Origin of the sequence: Pseudomonas nitroreducens (assembly GCF_024170165.1) — a bacterium.
Taxonomy (GTDB): domain Bacteria; phylum Pseudomonadota; class Gammaproteobacteria; order Pseudomonadales; family Pseudomonadaceae; genus Pseudomonas; species Pseudomonas nitroreducens_C.
Genome location: NZ_JALJXP010000007.1, coordinates 188,070 through 205,973, shown reverse-complemented (window position 1 = coordinate 205,973; position 17,904 = coordinate 188,070). Strand labels below are relative to the sequence as shown.

At 64.2% G+C, this 17,904-nt stretch carries 19 protein-coding genes; 17 read left to right on the top strand and 2 right to left on the bottom strand.

Annotation, left to right across the window (positions count from 1 at the left end):
* Positions 1 to 4 precede the first annotated feature (4 nt).
* The 9 genes from fabG to J2T47_RS16010 all read left to right on the top strand — a co-directional run bounded on the left by fabG (position 5) and on the right by J2T47_RS16010 (position 7,330).
* Complete coding sequence (fabG, locus tag J2T47_RS16050) at positions 5 to 748, top strand: 3-oxoacyl-ACP reductase FabG (protein WP_037014455.1); 744 nt, start codon at positions 5 to 7, stop codon at positions 746 to 748.
* A 192-nt stretch (positions 749 to 940) separates the two neighbouring features.
* On the top strand, positions 941 to 1,177 hold the full coding sequence (acpP, locus tag J2T47_RS16045; protein WP_015477931.1) for an acyl carrier protein: 237 nt from the start codon (positions 941 to 943) through the stop codon (positions 1,175 to 1,177).
* Between the two features lie 118 nt (positions 1,178 to 1,295).
* A complete protein-coding gene (fabF, locus tag J2T47_RS16040; RefSeq protein ID WP_253448624.1) occupies positions 1,296 to 2,540 on the top strand; it encodes a beta-ketoacyl-ACP synthase II in 1,245 nt (414 codons plus the stop codon).
* Complete coding sequence (pabC, locus tag J2T47_RS16035; RefSeq protein WP_253448622.1) at positions 2,540 to 3,355, top strand: aminodeoxychorismate lyase; 816 nt, start codon at positions 2,540 to 2,542, stop codon at positions 3,353 to 3,355. The genes fabF and pabC overlap by 1 nt, the downstream gene beginning before the upstream one ends.
* 6 nt (positions 3,356 to 3,361) lie before the next feature.
* Positions 3,362 to 4,450 carry an endolytic transglycosylase MltG gene (mltG, locus tag J2T47_RS16030; protein ID WP_253449016.1) on the top strand — a complete coding sequence of 363 codons (1,089 nt, stop codon included), beginning with the start codon at positions 3,362 to 3,364 and terminating at the stop codon, positions 4,448 to 4,450.
* A gap of 25 nt (positions 4,451 to 4,475) precedes the next feature.
* Positions 4,476 to 5,108 carry a dTMP kinase gene (tmk, locus tag J2T47_RS16025; RefSeq protein WP_253448620.1) on the top strand — a complete coding sequence of 211 codons (633 nt, stop codon included), beginning with the start codon at positions 4,476 to 4,478 and terminating at the stop codon, positions 5,106 to 5,108.
* On the top strand, positions 5,101 to 6,087 hold the full coding sequence (locus J2T47_RS16020; protein ID WP_253448618.1) for a DNA polymerase III subunit delta': 987 nt from the start codon (positions 5,101 to 5,103) through the stop codon (positions 6,085 to 6,087). The genes tmk and J2T47_RS16020 overlap by 8 nt, the downstream gene beginning before the upstream one ends.
* Before the next feature lie 36 nt (positions 6,088 to 6,123).
* Complete coding sequence (locus J2T47_RS16015) at positions 6,124 to 6,480, top strand: PilZ domain-containing protein (RefSeq protein WP_009621447.1); 357 nt, start codon at positions 6,124 to 6,126, stop codon at positions 6,478 to 6,480.
* Between the two features lie 73 nt (positions 6,481 to 6,553).
* Positions 6,554 to 7,330, top strand: coding sequence for a TatD family hydrolase (locus tag J2T47_RS16010; protein WP_253448616.1), 777 nt, complete (start codon positions 6,554 to 6,556; stop codon positions 7,328 to 7,330).
* Between the two features lie 264 nt (positions 7,331 to 7,594).
* Here J2T47_RS16010 and J2T47_RS16005 read toward each other — a convergent pair whose 3' ends face one another.
* On the bottom strand, positions 7,595 to 8,728 hold the full coding sequence (locus J2T47_RS16005) for an aminotransferase class V-fold PLP-dependent enzyme (protein ID WP_253448614.1): 1,134 nt from the start codon (positions 8,726 to 8,728) through the stop codon (positions 7,595 to 7,597).
* An 84-nt stretch (positions 8,729 to 8,812) separates the two neighbouring features.
* On the opposite strand from J2T47_RS16005, the gene J2T47_RS16000 reads away from it, so the two are divergent.
* The 5 genes from J2T47_RS16000 (at position 8,813) to J2T47_RS15980 (ending at position 12,686) form a co-directional block, all read left to right on the top strand.
* Positions 8,813 to 9,451, top strand: coding sequence for a TetR/AcrR family transcriptional regulator (locus J2T47_RS16000; RefSeq protein ID WP_253448612.1), 639 nt, complete (start codon positions 8,813 to 8,815; stop codon positions 9,449 to 9,451).
* 94 nt (positions 9,452 to 9,545) lie between these two features.
* A complete protein-coding gene (locus J2T47_RS15995) occupies positions 9,546 to 10,514 on the top strand; it encodes a GTP 3',8-cyclase MoaA (protein ID WP_253448610.1) in 969 nt (322 codons plus the stop codon).
* A gap of 27 nt (positions 10,515 to 10,541) precedes the next feature.
* On the top strand, positions 10,542 to 11,435 hold the full coding sequence (locus J2T47_RS15990; RefSeq protein ID WP_253448608.1) for a radical SAM protein: 894 nt from the start codon (positions 10,542 to 10,544) through the stop codon (positions 11,433 to 11,435).
* Between the two features lie 64 nt (positions 11,436 to 11,499).
* Positions 11,500 to 12,111, top strand: coding sequence for a DUF4823 domain-containing protein (locus J2T47_RS15985; protein WP_253448606.1), 612 nt, complete (start codon positions 11,500 to 11,502; stop codon positions 12,109 to 12,111).
* The gene (locus tag J2T47_RS15980; protein ID WP_253448604.1) at positions 12,108 to 12,686 is read left to right on the top strand and encodes a DUF1285 domain-containing protein; all 579 of its coding nucleotides are present in this window, start codon (positions 12,108 to 12,110) and stop codon (positions 12,684 to 12,686) included. The genes J2T47_RS15985 and J2T47_RS15980 overlap by 4 nt, the downstream gene beginning before the upstream one ends.
* 107 nt (positions 12,687 to 12,793) lie before the next feature.
* Here J2T47_RS15980 and J2T47_RS15975 read toward each other — a convergent pair whose 3' ends face one another.
* Complete coding sequence (locus J2T47_RS15975) at positions 12,794 to 14,482, bottom strand: electron transfer flavoprotein-ubiquinone oxidoreductase (protein WP_301295560.1); 1,689 nt, start codon at positions 14,480 to 14,482, stop codon at positions 12,794 to 12,796.
* Between the two features lie 310 nt (positions 14,483 to 14,792).
* Here J2T47_RS15975 and J2T47_RS15970 point away from each other — a divergent pair, with 310 nt between their 5' ends.
* From J2T47_RS15970 to fabV, 3 genes are all read left to right on the top strand, one after another.
* Complete coding sequence (locus J2T47_RS15970) at positions 14,793 to 15,542, top strand: electron transfer flavoprotein subunit beta/FixA family protein (RefSeq protein ID WP_184586861.1); 750 nt, start codon at positions 14,793 to 14,795, stop codon at positions 15,540 to 15,542.
* Positions 15,542 to 16,471 (top strand): electron transfer flavoprotein subunit alpha/FixB family protein, encoded by a 930-nt coding sequence (locus J2T47_RS15965; RefSeq protein WP_253448601.1) that lies wholly within the window; start codon positions 15,542 to 15,544, stop codon positions 16,469 to 16,471. The genes J2T47_RS15970 and J2T47_RS15965 overlap by 1 nt, the downstream gene beginning before the upstream one ends.
* A 214-nt stretch (positions 16,472 to 16,685) precedes the next feature.
* The gene (fabV, locus tag J2T47_RS15960; RefSeq protein ID WP_253448599.1) at positions 16,686 to 17,882 is read left to right on the top strand and encodes an enoyl-ACP reductase FabV; all 1,197 of its coding nucleotides are present in this window, start codon (positions 16,686 to 16,688) and stop codon (positions 17,880 to 17,882) included.
* Positions 17,883 to 17,904: the final 22 nt, after the last annotated feature.

Below are 17,904 nucleotides of genomic sequence, written 5' to 3'. Positions count from 1 at the left end.
AGGCATGAGTCTGCAAGGTAAGGTTGCCCTGGTTACCGGCGCGAGCCGTGGTATTGGCCAGGCCATCGCGCTGGAACTGGGTCGCATGGGCGCCACCGTGGTTGGCACCGCGACCAGCGAGTCCGGCGCGCAGAAAATTTCCGAATACCTCAAGGAAAACGGCATCCAGGGTTCGGGCATGGTGCTGGACGTCTCCAATGACGAGTCCGTGACCGCCGTGGTCGAAGCCATCCAGAAGGAATCCGGTGCCCCGGCTATCGTCGTCAATAACGCAGGTATCACCCGTGATAACCTGCTGATGCGCATGAAAGACGACGAGTGGTTCGATGTGGTCAACACCAACCTCAACAGCCTCTACCGTCTGTCGAAAGCCGTCCTGCGCGGCATGACCAAGGCTCGCTGGGGTCGCATCATCAATATCGGCTCCGTCGTCGGTGCCATGGGTAATGCCGGGCAGACCAACTACGCCGCTGCCAAGGCCGGCCTGGAAGGCTTCACCCGCGCCCTGGCGCGTGAAGTCGGTTCCCGTGCTATCACTGTCAACGCGGTTGCTCCGGGCTTCATCGACACCGACATGACTCGCGAACTGCCGGAGGCCCAGCGCGAAGCGCTGCTCGGCCAGATTCCGCTGGGTCGACTGGGACAAGCCGAAGAGATCGCCAAAGTGGTAGCATTCCTCGCTTCCGAGGGCGCAGCTTATGTAACGGGTGCCACGGTACCGGTGAATGGCGGAATGTACATGAGCTGATGTGACGAGTTCCTTCGTGGCGATGTCATATGCGCTGTCTAAAATCATCCAGGCGTCGTGACGCCGGAATAGACAGAGCATCTGGGGTGCCACGAAGGGGTGTCAGCGTTCAGCTTGAAATGCAGAAAACCCTTTCTATACACTTACCCGCAGCCCAGCTGTACGGATTGTCCATAGGAGTGAAAACAAGGTATGAGCACCATCGAAGAACGCGTCAAGAAGATCGTTGCTGAGCAACTCGGCGTTAAGGAAGAAGAAGTCACCAACAGCGCTTCCTTCGTCGAAGACCTGGGCGCCGACTCCCTTGACACCGTTGAGCTGGTGATGGCTCTGGAAGAGGAATTCGAGACCGAAATCCCCGACGAGCAAGCCGAAAAGATCACCACCGTTCAGGAAGCCATCGACTACATCGTTGCCCACCAGGCATAAGACGTAGTCGTCGGTTCCCCGACGAAAGAAGCCGCACGGCCTGCAAAGGCGTGCGGCTTTTCTTTAACGCCGGCATCTGCCGGCGTTATTGCCGTGAAACACATGAGAGGAAGTCACAGTGTCGCGTAGACGCGTAGTCATCACTGGCATGGGAATGTTGTCGCCCCTGGGTGTGGATGTGCCGAGCAGTTGGGAAGGCATTCTCGCCGGGCGCAGCGGTATCGCCCCGATCGAACACATGGATCTGTCCGCCTTTGCCACCCGTTTCGGCGGCTCGGTGAAAGGGTTCGACGTCGAGCAATACATGTCCGCCAAGGAGGCTCGCAAACTCGACCTGTTCATCCAGTACGGCCTCGCCGCCAGCTACCAGGCGGTACGCGACTCCGGCCTGGAAGTCACCGACGCCAACCGGGAGCGCATCGGCGTTGCCATCGGTTCGGGCATCGGCGGTCTGACCAACATCGAAAACACCTGTCGTTCGCTGTTCGAGCAGGGCCCGCGGCGCATCTCGCCGTTCTTCGTGCCCGGCTCGGTCATCAACATGGTTTCCGGGTTCCTGTCGATCAACCTCGGTCTGCAGGGCCCCAACTACGCCATCACTACCGCCTGCACCACCGGCACCCACAACATCGGCATGGCCGCACGCAACATCGCCTACGGCGACGCGGACGTGATGGTGGCCGGCGGTTCCGAGATGGCGGCCTGTGGTCTTGGCCTGGGTGGCTTCGGCGCCGCTCGCGCGCTGTCCACCCGCAACGACGAGCCGACCAGGGCCAGTCGCCCGTGGGATCAGGATCGCGACGGCTTCGTGCTCTCCGACGGCGCCGGTGCGCTGGTGCTGGAAGAGCTGGAGCACGCCAAGGCCCGTGGCGCGCGCATCTATGCCGAGGTCGTGGGCTTCGGCATGAGCGGTGACGCCTTCCACATGACCGCTCCGCCGGAAGACGGCGCCGGCGCTGCCCGCTGCATGAAGGCCGCGCTGCGCGATGCCGGGCTGAACCCCGAGCAGGTCGACTACATCAATGCCCACGGCACCTCGACCCCGGCCGGCGACATCGCGGAAATCGCCGCAGTGAAGTCGATCTTCGGCGACCATGCCTACCAGCTGTCGATGAGCTCCACCAAGTCCATGACCGGCCACCTGCTGGGCGCCGCCGGTGCGGTCGAAGCGATCTTCTGCGTGCTCGCGCTGCGCGATCAGGTGGCCCCGCCGACCATCAACCTGGACAACCCCAGCGAAGGCTGCGACCTCGACCTGGTCGCCCATCAGGCCAAGGAGCGTCCCATCGAGGTCGCCCTGTCCAACTCCTTCGGCTTCGGTGGCACCAACGGCTCCCTGGTGTTCCGCCGGTTCCACGGCTGATGCTGAGCTGGATCGACGGCCAGAGTGCCGAGGCCCTGTCCGCGCGTGATCGCGGGCTGGCCTACGGTGACGGGCTGTTCGAGACCATCCGCGTGTCCGCAGGCCGTCCGCGCCTGCTGGCGCGCCATCGGGCGCGGCTGGAGGAGGGCGTTCGGCGCCTGTGCCTGCCGGTCTCTCTCGATCTTGTCGAAGACGAACTCCTGCGGTTTTCCGCCCTGCTCGGTGATGGCGTCGCCAAGCTGATGCTGACCCGTGGCGAAGGCGCGCGCGGCTACGCCCCGCAGGCCGACGCCCAGGTGCGTCGCCTGCTGCTGGCTTCGCCTGCGCCGGCGTACCCGGTGAAGCACCGTGAGGAGGGCGTCACGCTCTTCCCCTGCACCACTCGCCTGGCGGAGCAGACGTTGCTCGCCGGCCTCAAGCACCTCAATCGCCTGGAGCAGGTCCTGGCCCGCGCCGAGTGGAGCGACCCGGCCTTCGCCGAAGGATTGATGCGCGATGTTTCCGGGCGCATCGTCGAGGGCGTGTTCAGCAACCTGTTCCTGGTGATACGGGGTGAGCTGATCACCGCCGAGCTCAGCCGCTGTGGCGTCGCCGGTGTGATGCGCGCCGAAATCCTCGAACGCGCGCGCGACCTGGGGCTGCCGGTCATCGTCCGCGACATCGAGCACGGCGAACTGGCGCAGGCCGATGAGGTCTTTCTCTGCAACAGCCTCTACGGTATCTGGCCGGTGCGCGGCATGGCCGAGCACGCTTGGCCGGTCGGGCCGCTGACCCGTAAACTGCAGGGCCAACTCCGCGAACTTCTGGATTCCTGATACGTGATGCGCAAATTGCTGGTGCTGCTGGAAGGCGGCCTGCTGCTGGCCGGGCTCTTGCTGGGCCTGGCGGCCTGGGAGCAGCACCGTGCGCTGCAGCAGCCGCTCCAGCTCACCGAAGAGCGTCTGCTCGACGCTCCCAGCGGCGCCACCCCCGGGCGCCTGCTGACTCGCCTGGAGGACGAAGACGTCCTGCATGGCGGTTTCTGGCTGCGCCTTTACTGGCGCTTCAACCTGGCCGGTGAGGCGCTGCACAGCGGCGAATACCGCCTGACTCCCGGTATGACCGCCGCCCAGTTGCTCGATCTGTGGCGCGAAGGCGACGTGGTGCAGTACGGCCTGACCCTGGTCGAGGGCTGGAACTTCCGCCAGGTGCGCGAGCTGCTCGCCCGCCAGCCCAAGCTGGAGCAGACCCTGAACGGCCTCAGTGACGCCGAGGTCATGGCGAGGCTGGGCAAGCCCGGTGTCTTCCCGGAAGGCCGCTTCTTCCCCGACACCTACCGCTTCGTCCGCGGCACCAAGGACGTCGACATCCTCAAGCACGCCTACCAGCGCATGGACAGCATCCTCGCCGAGGAGTGGGACAAGCGCGCGCAGGAGCTTCCCTACAAGGACTCCTACCAGGCGCTGATCATGGCTTCGCTGGTGGAGAAGGAAACCGGCGTGCCCCAGGAGCGCGGCCAGATCGCCGGCGTCTTCGTGCGCCGCCTGCAGAAGAACATGCTGCTGCAGACCGACCCGACCGTCATCTATGGCATGGGCGAGCGCTATGCCGGCAGGATCACCCGCACCGACCTGCGCACGCCGACGCCTTACAACACTTACGTGGTCGCCGGCCTGCCGCCGACGCCCATCGCTCTGCCCGGTCGCGAGGCCATCCACGCCGCGCTCAACCCGGTGGCCGGGCAGAGCCTGTACTTCGTCGCCCGCGGCGACGGCAGCCATACCTTCTCCGACAACCTGGACGACCACAACAAGGCCGTCCAGGAGTTCCAGATCAAGCGTCGCGCCGACTACCGTTCCAGTCCGGCGCCCGTTCCGCAGCACACGCCGGCAGCGGATGCACCCGCCGGCGATGCACCGGCGGCGCAGTAGCCCGATAACACAAGGAGTGAGCCGAGTGACCGGCCTGTTCATCACCCTGGAAGGCCCCGAAGGCGCGGGCAAGAGCACCAATCGCGAGTACCTGGCCGATCGTCTGCGCGAGCGCGGCATCGAGGTCCAGCTGACCCGCGAGCCCGGCGGCACGCCACTGGCCGAGCGCATCCGCGAGCTGCTGCTGGATCCGAGCGATGAAAAGATGGCGGCGGATACCGAGCTGCTGCTGGTCTTCGCGGCCCGCGCGCAGCACATCGCCCAGGTGATCCGCCCGGCCCTGGAGCGCGGTGCCGTAGTCCTCTGCGATCGCTTCACGGACGCCACCTACGCCTACCAGGGTGGCGGTCGCGGCCTGCCGGTCGAGCGCATCGCGCAACTGGAAAGCTTCGTCCAGGGCGGCTTGCGCCCGGACCTGACCCTGGTCTTCGATCTGCCGGTGGAAATCGGCCTGTCCCGCGCCGCCGCCCGTGGTCGCCTGGACCGCTTCGAGCAGGAAGGCCGGGCCTTCTTCGAGGCGGTGCGCAACACCTATCTGAATCGCGCCCACGCCGAACCGGGGCGCTATCACATCCTCGATGCCGCGCAGTCGCTGGCCGAGGTGCAGGGTGACCTGGACAAGCTGCTGCCGGCCTTGCTGGAGCGCCTCAATGGCTGACATCTACCCCTGGCAGCAGGGCCTCTGGCAGCAGCTCAGCAACCGTCCGCAGCACGCCCATGCCTATCTGCTTCACGGTCCTGCCGGCATCGGCAAGCGTGTGCTGGCGGAAAATTTCGTGCATTTCCTGCTCTGCCAGCGCCCCGACGGCGGCAAGGCCTGCGGTCAATGCAAGGCCTGCCAGCTTTTGGCGGCCGGCACCCATCCGGATTATTTCCTGCTGGAGCCGGAAGAGGCGGAGAAGCCGATCCGTGTCGACCAGGTGCGCGAACTGGTGAATTTCGTGGTGCAGACCGCGCAACTCGGCGGTCGCAAGGTGGTGCTGCTGGAGCCGGCCGAGGCGATGAACCTCAATGCCGCCAACGCGCTGCTCAAGAGCCTGGAAGAGCCTTCGGGCAATACTGTCCTGCTGCTGATCAGCCACCAGCCCAGCCGCCTGCTGCCGACCATCAAGAGCCGTTGCGTGCAGCAGGCCTGCCCGCAGCCGAGCGCCGCGCAGGCCCGTGATTGGCTGGCCGGTGCGCTGCCGGATGAGTCGCCGGAAGCGCTGGAGGAGTTGCTGGTGCTGGCCGGCGGCTCGCCGCTGACCGCTCAGCGCCTGCAGGGCCAGGGGGTGCGCGAGCAGCGTGCGCAGGTGGTAGAGGGCGTCAAGAAGCTGCTCAAGCAGCAGGTTGCGCCTGGCCAGCTGGCGGAAAGCCTGAATGGCGTACCCTTGCCGCTACTGTTCGACTGGTTCTGCGACTGGGCGCTGCTGATGCTGCGCTACCAGTTGGCCCGCGATGAAGAGGGTCTCGGGCTCGCGGATATGCGCAAGGTCGTGCAGTATCTCGCCGAGAAATCGACGCAGCCCAAGGTGCTGGCGATGCAGGACTGGTTGCTGTTGCAACGGCAGAAAGTCCTCAATAAAGCCAACCTCAATCGTGCCTTGCTTCTCGAAGCCTTGTTCGTACAGTGGGCAAGTCTGCCCGGGCCGGGCTAGAATCCGGCCATCGGAAAAATCTGCCAGGACAGCTGAATGAGCTTGCCACCAAATCTGGGTCCGCGTAACGGAATCCTGTCCCTGACCATCAAGGACAAATCCGTGCTGTATGCCGCCTACATGCCGTTCATCCGCAACGGCGGGCTGTTCATTCCGACCAACAAGACCTACAAGCTGGGCGATGAGGTCTTCATGCTGCTCAACCTGATGGACGAGCCGGAGAAGATCCCGGTGGCCGGCAAGGTGGTCTGGATCACCCCGAAGGGCGCCCAGGGCAACCGCGCCGCCGGTATCGGCGTGCAGTTCAACGACGGCGACAACACCGCGCGCAACAAGATCGAGACCTACCTCGCTGGCGCGCTGAAGTCGGACCGCCCGACCCATACCATGTAGAATTTGCAGGCTTTACAGGCTGCAGCCACGAAGCGCCCGATCGGGCGCTTCGTCATTTCCGGAGAGTGTTTTCATGCTGGTCGATTCCCACTGTCACCTCGATCGTCTCGATCTCGCCGCCCATGACGGGTCGCTGGATGCCGCGCTGGACGCCGCCCGCGCGCGTGGCGTCAGCCAGTTCCTGTGCATCGGCGTGAGTGCGGACAATGCCAGGGCAGTGAAGGACCTGGCTGATCGCTATGCCGACGTGCATTGCTCGGTGGGCGTCCATCCGCTGGACCTGGAGCCTGGCGCCGCGCCGGCGCTGGACTGGCTGCTGGGCGAGTTGAACCACCCGCGCGTGGTGGCCATCGGCGAGACCGGCCTGGATTATCACTACGAGCCCGAAGCCGCCGAGTTGCAGCAGGAAGCCTTCCGCCTGCACCTGGAGGCCGCCAAGGTCACCGGCAAGCCGGTCATCGTGCATACCCGTGAGGCCCGCGCCGACACCCTGGCGCTACTGCGCGAGGCAGCGCTGCCGCAAGCCGGTGTGCTGCACTGCTTCACCGAAGACTGGGAGATGGCCAGAGCGGCACTGGATATCGGCTTCTACATCTCGCTGTCGGGTATCGTCACCTTCCGCAATGCCGAACAGTTGCGTGAAGTGGCCCGCCAGGTGCCGGTGGATCGCCTGCTGGTGGAAACCGATTCGCCCTACCTGGCGCCGGTGCCTCACCGCGGCAAGCCGAACCTGCCCGAGTACGTGCGCGAGGTCGCCGAGTACCTGGCCGTGCTGCGCGGGGTGAGCTTCGAAACCCTGGCCGAGCAGACTACCGCCAACTTCCGCCGGCTGTTCCCGCTCGCGACCTGATTGCGTCGGCGCGGATACATTTCCTGCGCGCAAAAAAAACCCGGGTTCTGGGGGATGAATCCGGGTCAAGACCATTAGGAGTGTAACAATAAGGTACGCGATCCTCGGTACCTTCACCGGCGGGGCACTTGGGGGGAGATGCCGCGCACCGGTATCTACCAGTATTGGCCAAGATGCGGCGACTGCCACAGGGTGCCCGGAGTTTTTTAAACGGATTTGGAATACATCACACCGGGCTGAGCAGTTTTCTCGGTCGCGCCTGCGTCATTGCCTCGCCAGGGCTCCGATCAACCCCAGGGTTTCCTCGATGACTGCGTCGCTGGTGTAGAAGTGGGGCGAGAAGCGGATGCCGGCGCCACGCTGGATGCACACCACCTGCTCGGCGCGCAGATGCTCAAGCAGGCGGGTGTTGTCCCAGCCGGCGAGGCTGAAAGTGAGGATGCCGGCGCGACGGGCCGGATCTTGCGGGCTGTGCAGCGAAGCTCCGTCGATACGTCCCAGGCCATCATGCAGTTGCTGAACGCGTGCCTGTATGAGGTCGCCAACCGTCGCCATGCCGACCTCTTCCAGCAGGCTCAGGCTCGCTTCCAGCGCCACGGCGCCGAGCATGTTCGGGCTGCCGCATTCGAAGCGTCGCGCGCTGCGGGCCGGCTGCCAGTCGGCCAGGTCGTAGTTGCCGGCGTTCTCCAGCATGTGCCAGCCATATTCCTGCAGTGCCAGTTGCTCGCGCTCGGCGGCGCGGCAATAGAACACGCCCAGGCCTTCCGGGCCGAGCATCCACTTGTGCCCGTCGGCCATGGCGAAGGCGCAGTCGTAGGCCTGCACGTCGAAGGGCAGGGCGCCCAGTTGCTGGATGGCGTCGATGCAGTACAGCACGCCGCGCTGGCGGCAGCCGGCGCCGAGGCGCTCCAGGTCCATGCGCAGACCGCTGGCGTATTGCACGGCACTGATCGACAGCAGGCGCGTGCGCGCGGTGCAGGCGGCCAGCAGGTCGCCTTCCGGGTCGTCGCCGTCCAGGCTCACCTGGATGACTTCCACGCCGCGCGGCTTCAGCGCTTCCCAGACGATGCGGTTGGATGGGAATTCCTGGTCGCTGATCACCACCTGGTCGCCGGCGCGCCAGTCCAGGCCGAAAGCGACGAACGACAGTGCTTCGGAAGTGTTCTTCACCAGGGCGATATCGCCGGTGGTCCGGGCGCCGACCAGGCGCATCAGGCGCTCGCGCAGGCGTTTCTCGATGGTCAGCCACTGTGGGTAGTCGCGCGCGCCCTGCAGGATGTTCTCCTGAGCGAAGGCCGCCACCGCGTCTGCGGCGCGCTTGGGCCAGGGGGCGACCGCCGCGTGGTTCAGGTAGCGCAGGCCGCTTTGTTGGGGAAACTCGGAAGAAAAGCTAATCATGTCGGATGATCCGTGCAATTTGGCGCTGAATAGGCATAATACGCGGCTTCGAATTTTGACTATTTTTGACCGAACAGTCTTTTTATGCAGAAAGAGCCGCGCAAGGTTCGCGAATTCCGCCGTCGCGAACAGGAAATCCTCGATACCGCCCTCAAGCTGTTCCTCGAACAGGGCGAAGACAGTGTCACGGTCGAAATGATCGCTGATGCCGTGGGTATCGGCAAAGGCACCATCTACAAGCACTTCAAGTCCAAGGCCGAGATCTACCTGCGCCTGATGCTGGACTACGAGCGCGATCTGGCCGACCTGTTCCACTCCGAAGACGTCGCCCGCGACAAGGAGCGCCTGTCGCGCGCCTACTTCGAGTTCCGCATGCGCGACCCGCAGCGCTACCGCCTGTTCGACCGCCTGGAAGAGAAGGTGGTGAAGACCAGCCAGGTCCCGGAGATGGTCGAGGAGCTGCACAAGATCCGCGAATCCAACTTCGAGCGCCTGAGCCAGCTGATCAAGGAACGCATCGCCGCGGGCAAGCTGGAAGACGTGCCGGCCTACTTCCACTACTGCGCGGCCTGGGCGCTGGTGCATGGCGCCGTGGCGCTGTACCACTCGCCGTTCTGGCGCGAAGTGCTGGAGGACCAGGAGGGCTTCTTCCAGTTCCTCATGGACATCGGCGTGCGCATGGGCAACAAGCGCAAGCGCGACGGCGATACGCCGGCCGGCTGAGTCGCCATTCAAGTCGCCCATCGTCGCTGTGGCGACAGGGCGCCGGCCGGCGGTGGGGATATACTTGCATGAGTGATTCCCACCGGAGCCGAGCATGATCGTCGACCGCCAGGGCAGGCGCTTCCGCAACCTGCGGGTCAGCCTGACCGCCGCATGCAACTACGCCTGCACCTACTGCGTGCCGGACGGCAAGCGTCTGGTCGCTGCGCAGGACGAACTCCCCGCCGAATCCCTGGTGCGCGGCGTCGCCTACCTGATCGAGGCAGCCGGCATCGAACGGCTGCGGGTCACCGGCGGTGAACCGCTGGTCAGCCCGAAGCTGGACGTCTTCCTGCATGGCGTCAGCCGCCTCGGCCTGCAGGACATTGCCCTCACCACCAACGGCCAGCTGCTGTCGAAGAAGCTGCCGCTGCTGCTGGACTGCGGCATCCGCCGCCTCAATGTGTCCCTCGATACCCTGGATGCCGACGCCTTCCGGCGTATCGCCCGTGGCGGCGACCTGGCCACCGTGCTCAAGGGGCTCGACGAGGCTCGCGCGGCGGGCCTGAAGATCAAGCTGAACATGGTGCCCCTGCGCGGGCAGAACCTCGACCAGGTGGTGCCGCTGCTGGACTATTGCCTGGAGCATGGCTTCGAGCTGCGCTTCATCGAGCTGATGCGCATGGGCCATCTGGCTCGCGACCCGAACGGCTTCAACCAGCAGTTCATCGGCATGGCCGAGCTGCTCGAGCTGATTGGTGCGCGCCATTCCTACATCCAGGCAGATGCGCCGGTGGATGCCACCGCGCTGCGCTATGAGGTGCCGGGGCAGGGCTTCTTCGGCGTGATCGCCAACGAGAGTGTGCCGTTCTGCCGGACCTGTTCGCGCCTGCGCCTGTCGTCCACCGGCTGGCTGCATGGCTGCCTGTCGTCGAGCAATCGCCACTATGTCGGCGACCTGCTGGACAAACCCCGCCACCAGGCACTTCCGGCCCTGCAACGGCTACTGGTGAGCGCCCTGGCGGACAAGCAGGAAGTCGCCTTCTCCGGTGGCGTCACCATCATGAAGATCATCGGCGGCTGAGATCGCCCCTCAAGACCTGATTAGCCCATGCCCAACGAATTCCCCATCTCCTACATCGAGCCGGTGTTCCGGCCGCCGAGCGAGGCGCACTCGCTCATCCTTCCGGTCACCAACGGTTGCTCGTGGAACCAGTGCGGCTTTTGCGAGATGTACACGCAACCGCAGAAGAAATTCCGCGCCCGCGACGAAGCCGAAGTGCTGGAAGAGATTCGCCGCTGCGGCGAGCGCCTGATCGTCCAGCGGGTGTTCCTCGCCGACGGCGATGCGCTGGTGCTGCCGACGCGGCGCCTGCTCAACATCCTGCGCGCGATCCGTGAGCACATGCCCGAGGTGGATCGCGTCTCCAGCTACTGCCTGCCGCGCAACCTGCGCAAGAAATCGGTGGAGGAGCTGAAGGAACTGGCCGATGCCGGCCTGCGCATGGCTTACGTGGGCGCCGAGTCCGGCGACGACGAAGTGCTGGCGCGGGTGAACAAGGGCGAGACCTATGCCTCGACGCTGGATGCCCTGCAGAAGCTGGGCGAGGCGGGGATCAAGCGCTCGGTGATGGTCCTCAACGGCCTGGGCGGCAGCACGCTGAGCGCCCAGCATGCCGACAACTCGGCGCGCCTGATGAACGAGGCGCAGCCGGAGTTCCTCTCCACCCTGGTGGTGAGCTTCCCGACCGGCGAGGAGCGCTACCGCGCCGGCTTCCCGGACTTCCAGCCGCTGACCCAGGCGGAACTGTTCGTCGAGGTCGAGCGCCTGCTGAGTGCGCTGGAGCTGCGCGACACGGTGTTCCGCAGCGACCACGCGTCCAACTACCTGGTGCTCAAGGGCACGCTGGGGGCGGACAAGGCGAAGTTGCTCGCCCAGGTCCGCCAGGCCATCGAGCAACCCCAGCGTGCGCACCTGCGCCAGGAATGGCAGCGCGGACTGTGATGGCGCGGAAGCTGCATTGCCTGCCCGAATGCCGGTTTTTCGTCGCCGGCTCCGGAGACTTTGCATGCGCCATCTGATACTGATCCTTGCCTTCGCCGCCCTGGGCGGTTGCATGAGCCCCAACGACCTGGCCGACGGCACCGATTACTACCTGCGCGACGCGGGCTTCCTCGATCACAGCCAGACGCGCCGCACCTCGAACTGGCGCCTGCAGCAGGATTCCTTCATCTATATCGCCCAGGGCCCGTTCGTGCCGCCCGGCCATCCCTATGCGCGGCCCAATGTGGTGGCGGAGGAGGCGTTCAAGGGCTTCGTCCAGTACTTCCCGCTGGTGCGCCGGGCCAAGACCCCGCTGGGGCTGGAAGGGGCGATGCAGGAGGCGCGCGCGGCGGGCGCCAATTATCTGCTGTATACGCGCTTCGCCCGTGGGGAGGACAATGCCGGCACCTACGAGCAGTATGAAGACACCGACAACGCCGTGGGCCGCGATCGCAGCGTGATCCAGGTGATGCTGATCGAGACCGACAACCGCTACCTGGTGGACAGTGCGACTATCCGCAGCCGCGGCGGTTTTCTGACATTCTATGACGCCAGCCCCGAGGACCTGATCGGGCGACCGCTGGAAGACTATGCCCGCAGCCTGCTGGGGGTGAAGACGCGTGAGGAGTACCAATGACTGATCCACAGACTCAATCGGACCGGGCCGGCAACCTGCTGGCGCAGATCCCCGCCAGCAAGGAAAAGGGGCTGCCGCCGGTGCATCTGTGGAACCCCGACTGCTGCGGCGACATAGACATGCGCATCGCCCGCGACGGCACCTGGTATTACCTGGGCACGCCGATTGGCCGCAAGCCGATGGTGCGCCTGTTCTCCACCATCATCCGCCGCGATGGCGACGACTATTTCCTGGTCACCCCGGTGGAGAAGTGCGGAATCACCGTCGATGACGCGCCGTTTGTTGCCGTCACCCTGGCGGTTGAGGGGGAGGGCCAGCAGCAGGTGCTGCGCTTCACCACTAACGTCGAGGACGACGTGGTGGCCGATGCTGCGCATCCGATCCGGGTCGAACTGGACCCGCAGACCCAGGAGCCGTCGCCCTATGTGCTGGTGCGGGTAAACCTGGAAGCGCTGATCCATCGCAACGTGTTCTACCAACTGGTGGAACTGGCAGTTCCCCGCGAGATCGACGGCGTTGAGTGGTTGGTCGTCTGGAGTTCGGGGGAGTTCTTCCCCATCGCGCCGCAGCCGTGACCTACTGGTCTGAACGCGGCCGGTAGTTCGATTCCGGCTTCGCTACAACTTTTTCGAACTTGCAAAAAAGGCTCCCGAGGGAGCCTTTTTCGTTACCGCCAACTCAATTACATGTTGGGGTAGTTCGGACCGCCGGTGCCCTCGGGGGCCACCCAGGTGATGTTCTGGGCCGGGTCCTTGATGTCGCAGGTCTTGCAGTGCACGCAGTTCTGGGCGTTGATCTGGAAGCGCTTGCTGCCGTCGTCGTTGCTCACTACTTCGTACACGCCGGCCGGGCAGTAACGCTGCGCAGGCTCGTCGTAGAGCGGCAGGTTCTTGGCGATCGGGGTGTTCGGGTCGGTCAGCTTCAGGTGGATCGGCTGGTCTTCCTCGTGGTTGGTGTTGGAGAGGAACACCGAGGAGAGCTTGTCGAAGCTGAGTTTGCCGTCCGGCTTCGGATAGTCGATCTTCGGCGCTTCGCTGGCCTTCTTCAGGGTCGCGTAGTCCGGAGTCGTATCGTGCAGGGTGAACGGCAGCTTGCCGCCGAAGATGTTCTGGTCGATGAAGTTGAACGCACCGCCACCGATGGCGCCGAACTTGTGCATCGCCGCGCCGAAGTTACGGCTGCGGAACAGCTCGTCGTACAGCCAGCTGCCCTTGAAGGCATCGACGTAGTTGTTCAGCACGTCGCCGCCTTCGCGGCCGGCGAACAGGGCTTCGGCCACGGAGTCGGCGGCCAGCATGCCGGACTTCATGGCGGTGTGGCTGCCCTTGATCTTGGCGAAGTTCAGGGTGCCCAGGTCGCAACCGATCAGCGCGCCGCCCGGGAAGACCATCTTCGGCAGCGAGTTCAGGCCGCCCTTGCAGATGGCGCGAGCGCCGTAGGCCACGCGCTTGCCGCCTTCCAGGTACTGCTTGATCACCGGGTGGTGCTTGTAGCGCTGGAACTCGTCGAACGGCGACAGGTGCGGGTTGGTGTAGGACAGGTCGATGATCAGGCCGACCACCACCTGGTTGTTTTCCAGGTGATAAAGGAAGGAGCCACCCGGGTTGTCGTCGTTCAGCGGCCAGCCGGCGGTGTGCACTACCAGGCCCTGCTCGTGCTTGGACGGGTCGATGTCCCAGATTTCCTTGATGCCGATGCCGTAGTGCTGGGCGTCGGCTTCGCTGTCGAGCTTGTACTTCTTGATCAGTTGTTTACCGATGTGGCCACGGCAGCCTTCGGCGAACAGGGTGTACTTGGCGCGCAGTTCCATGCCCGGGGTGTAGTAACCCTCTTTCGGATTGCCTTCACGGTCGACGCCCAGGTCACCGGTGACAATGCCGCGCACCACGCCATTCTCGTCGATCAGCGCTTCCTGGGCGGCGAAGCCCGGGTAGATCTCGACGCCCAGGCCTTCGGCCTGCTGGGCCAGCCAGCGGCACAGGTTGCCCAGGGAGATGATGTAGTTGCCTTCGTTGTGCATGGTCTTGGGCACGAAGAAGTTCGGCACCTTGGCCGCTGCTTCCGGGCTCTTGAGCACATAGATGTCGTCGCGCTTGACGGGGGTGTTGAGCGGCGCTTCGAGTTCCTTCCAGTTGGGGAACAGCTCGTTCAGCGCGCGGGGCTCGAACACGGCGCCCGAGAGGATGTGGGCGCCCACCTCGGAACCCTTCTCGACCACACAGACGCTGATTTCCTGACCGGCGTCGGCGGCCTTCTGTTTCAGTCGGCATGCGGCGGACAGACCGGCAGGGCCGGCGCCGACGATGACGACGTCGAATTCCATAAATTCGCGTTCCACTATCGATCTCTCCTGAATCAAGGCTCTGGGCATTTTGTAGGTATTGGGATGGGCGTGCCCCCACCCAGTAAGAGCGGGGCGCATTATAGCTAGACCTGTTGCTATATCTAAACCCTTTATCGAGCGCAATACAAACGTTTGTTTGAATCGCGCGTAACCCTGATAGAATCGGGGTCCGCGGCTTATGAAGGGGTATTTTCGTGTATTGACCCGCCCGGTCGATGCGGTCAAGATACCTGCGGTTTTGCGGTCGCGTTGCGCTGGATGTAGTCGCAGATGGCGTGCACTACCAGCCAGGCCTGTCTGGCGACATTCCTATTCACCGGAGAAAAACGAGGAATCCATGAAGGTTCTTGTAGCTGTCAAACGAGTGGTTGACTATAACGTCAAGGTCCGCGTCAAGGCGGACAACTCCGGCGTCGATCTCGCCAACGTCAAGATGTCCATGAACCCCTTCTGCGAAATCGCCGTGGAAGAGGCCGTTCGCCTGAAAGAGAAAGGCGTCGCCACTGAGATCGTTGCGGTCTCCGTCGGCCCGACCGCTGCCCAGGAGCAACTGCGTACCGCGCTGGCTCTGGGTGCTGATCGCGCCATCCTCGTCGAATCCAACGAAGAACTGAGCTCCCTGGCCATCGCCAAGGCGCTGAAAGCCATTGTCGACAAGGAGCAGCCGCAGCTGGTCATCCTCGGCAAGCAGGCCATCGACAGCGACAACAACCAGACCGGCCAGATGCTGGCTGCGCTGACCGGCTACGCCCAGGGCACCTTCGCCTCCAAGGTCGAAGTGGCTGGCGACAAGGTCAACGTCACCCGTGAAATCGACGGCGGCCTGCAGACCGTTGCCCTGAATCTTCCGGCCATCGTCACCACCGACCTGCGCCTGAACGAGCCGCGCTACGCGTCGCTGCCCAACATCATGAAGGCGAAGAAGAAGCCGCTGGACGTGGTGACCCCGGACGCCCTGGGCGTTTCCACCGCTTCCACCGTGAAGACCGTAAAAGTCGAAGCTCCGGCTGCCCGTAGCGCTGGCATCAAGGTCAAGTCCGTTGCTGAACTGGTCGAGAAACTGAAGAACGAGGCGAAAGTAATCTGATGGCTATCCTGGTAATCGCTGAGCACAACAACGGCGCACTGGGCGCTGCCACTCTGAACACTGTCGCTGCCGCGCAGAAGATCGGTGGTGACATCGCTGTCCTGGTCGCCGGCCAGAACGTTGGTGGCGTGGCTGAAGCCGCTGCCAAGATCGCCGGTGTTGCCAAGGTGCTGGTCGCCGACAACGCTGCCTACGCTCATCAGCTGCCGGAGAACGTCGCTCCGCTGATCGCTGAACTGGGCAAGGGCTACAGCCACGTGCTGGCCGCCGCTACCACCAACGGCAAGAACTTCCTGCCGCGCGTCGCTGCGCTGCTGGACGTCGACCAGATCTCCGAGATCACCGAAGTGGTCAGCGCCGACACCTTCAAGCGCCCGATCTATGCCGGTAACGCTATCGCTACCGTGCAGTCCTCGGCTGCCATCAAGGTCATCACCGTACGTGGCACCGGCTTCGACGCCGTCGCTGCCGAAGGTGGTTCGGCTGCTGTCGAAGCCGTTTCCGGCCCGGCCGATGCCGGCAAGTCCGCCTTCGTGGGCGAAGAACTGGCCAAGTCCGACCGCCCGGAACTGACCGCTGCCAAGATCGTCGTTTCCGGCGGCCGCGGCATGGGCAATGGCGACAACTTCAGCATCCTCTACTCCCTGGCCGACAAGCTGGGCGCTGCCGTTGGTGCTTCCCGCGCCGCCGTCGACGCCGGCTTCGTGCCCAACGACATGCAGGTCGGCCAGACCGGCAAGATCGTTGCTCCGCAGCTGTACGTGGCCGTCGGTATCTCCGGCGCCATCCAGCACCTGGCGGGCATGAAGGACTCGAAAGTGATCGTTGCGATCAACAAGGACGAAGAGGCGCCGATCTTCCAGGTCGCCGACTACGGCCTGGTCGCTGACCTGTTCGAAGCCGTACCGGAGCTGGAAAAGGCCGTCTGAGCCCGATCCTCTCTATGAAGGAACCCGCCCCCGTGGCGGGTTCTTTCATTTCAGGTCCCTGATTTTCCTCGGGAAATGGCAGTTTCAGCGCGCAGATGACCCATTGGTCACGAATCTTTGCCGAGAAGTCCACCGGCGAAGGTGTCTCATCTACAATGCGCGTCGTCTCCAGTTCCTGAATGTGTTCAATCGACACCTGGCTACCGAGGTTTTCATGATCATCAAACCGCGCGTGCGTGGCTTCATCTGCGTCACTACCCACCCGACCGGCTGTGAAGCCAACGTCAAGGAACAGATCGAGTACGTCGAGGCGCACGGCCCCATCGCCAACGGTCCGAAGAAGGTCCTGGTCATCGGTTCCTCCACCGGCTATGGCCTGGCTGCGCGCATCAGCGCTGCCTTCGGCGCCGGCGCCGACACCCTGGGCGTGTTCTTCGAGCGCCCCGGCAGCGAGACCAAGGCGGGCACTGCCGGCTGGTACAACTCCGCTGCCTTCGAGAAGTTCGCCAAGGCCAAGGGCCTGTACGCGCGCAGCATCAATGGCGACGCCTTCTCTGATGAAGTGAAGCAAGTCACCATCGACACCATCAAGCAGGACCTGGGCAAGGTCGACCTGGTCGTCTACAGCCTGGCTGCTCCGCGCCGCACCCATCCGAAGACCGGCGAGGTCTTCAACTCCGTGCTCAAGCCGGTCGGCAAGGCCGTCAACTTCCGTGGTCTGGACACCGACAAGGAAGTGATCAAGGAAAGCGTGATGGAGCCGGCGACGCCTGAGGAAATCGCCAACACCGTCGCGGTGATGGGCGGTGAAGACTGGCAGATGTGGATCGATGCCCTGCAGGAAGCCGGTGTGCTGGCCGACGGTGCCAAGACCACGGCCTTCACCTACCTGGGCGAAGAGATCACCCACGACCTCTATTGGAACGGCTCCATCGGCGCCGCGAAGAAGGACCTGGACCAGAAGGTCCTGGGCATTCGCGAGAAGCTGGCCGCCACCGGTGGCGACGCTCGCGTGTCCGTGCTGAAGGCCGTGGTCACCCAGGCCAGCTCGGCCATCCCGATGATGCCGCTGTACCTGTCGCTGCTGTTCAAGGTGATGAAGGAGAAAGGCACCCACGAAGGCTGCATCGAGCAGGTCGATGGCCTGTTCCGCGAAAGCCTGTACGGCGCCGAACCGCACCTGGACGCCGACGGCCGCCTGCGCGCCGACTACAAGGAGCTGCAGCCGGAGGTGCAGGACACCGTGAAGGACCTGTGGAACAAGGTGACCAACGAGAACCTGTACCAGCTGACCGACTTCACCGGCTACAAGTCCGAGTTCCTGCGTCTGTTCGGCTTCGAGATCGCCGGCGTTGACTACGAGCAGGACGTCAACCCGGACGTGCAGATTCCGAATCTGATCCAGCTCTGAGTTCGACGCGATAAAACAGCAA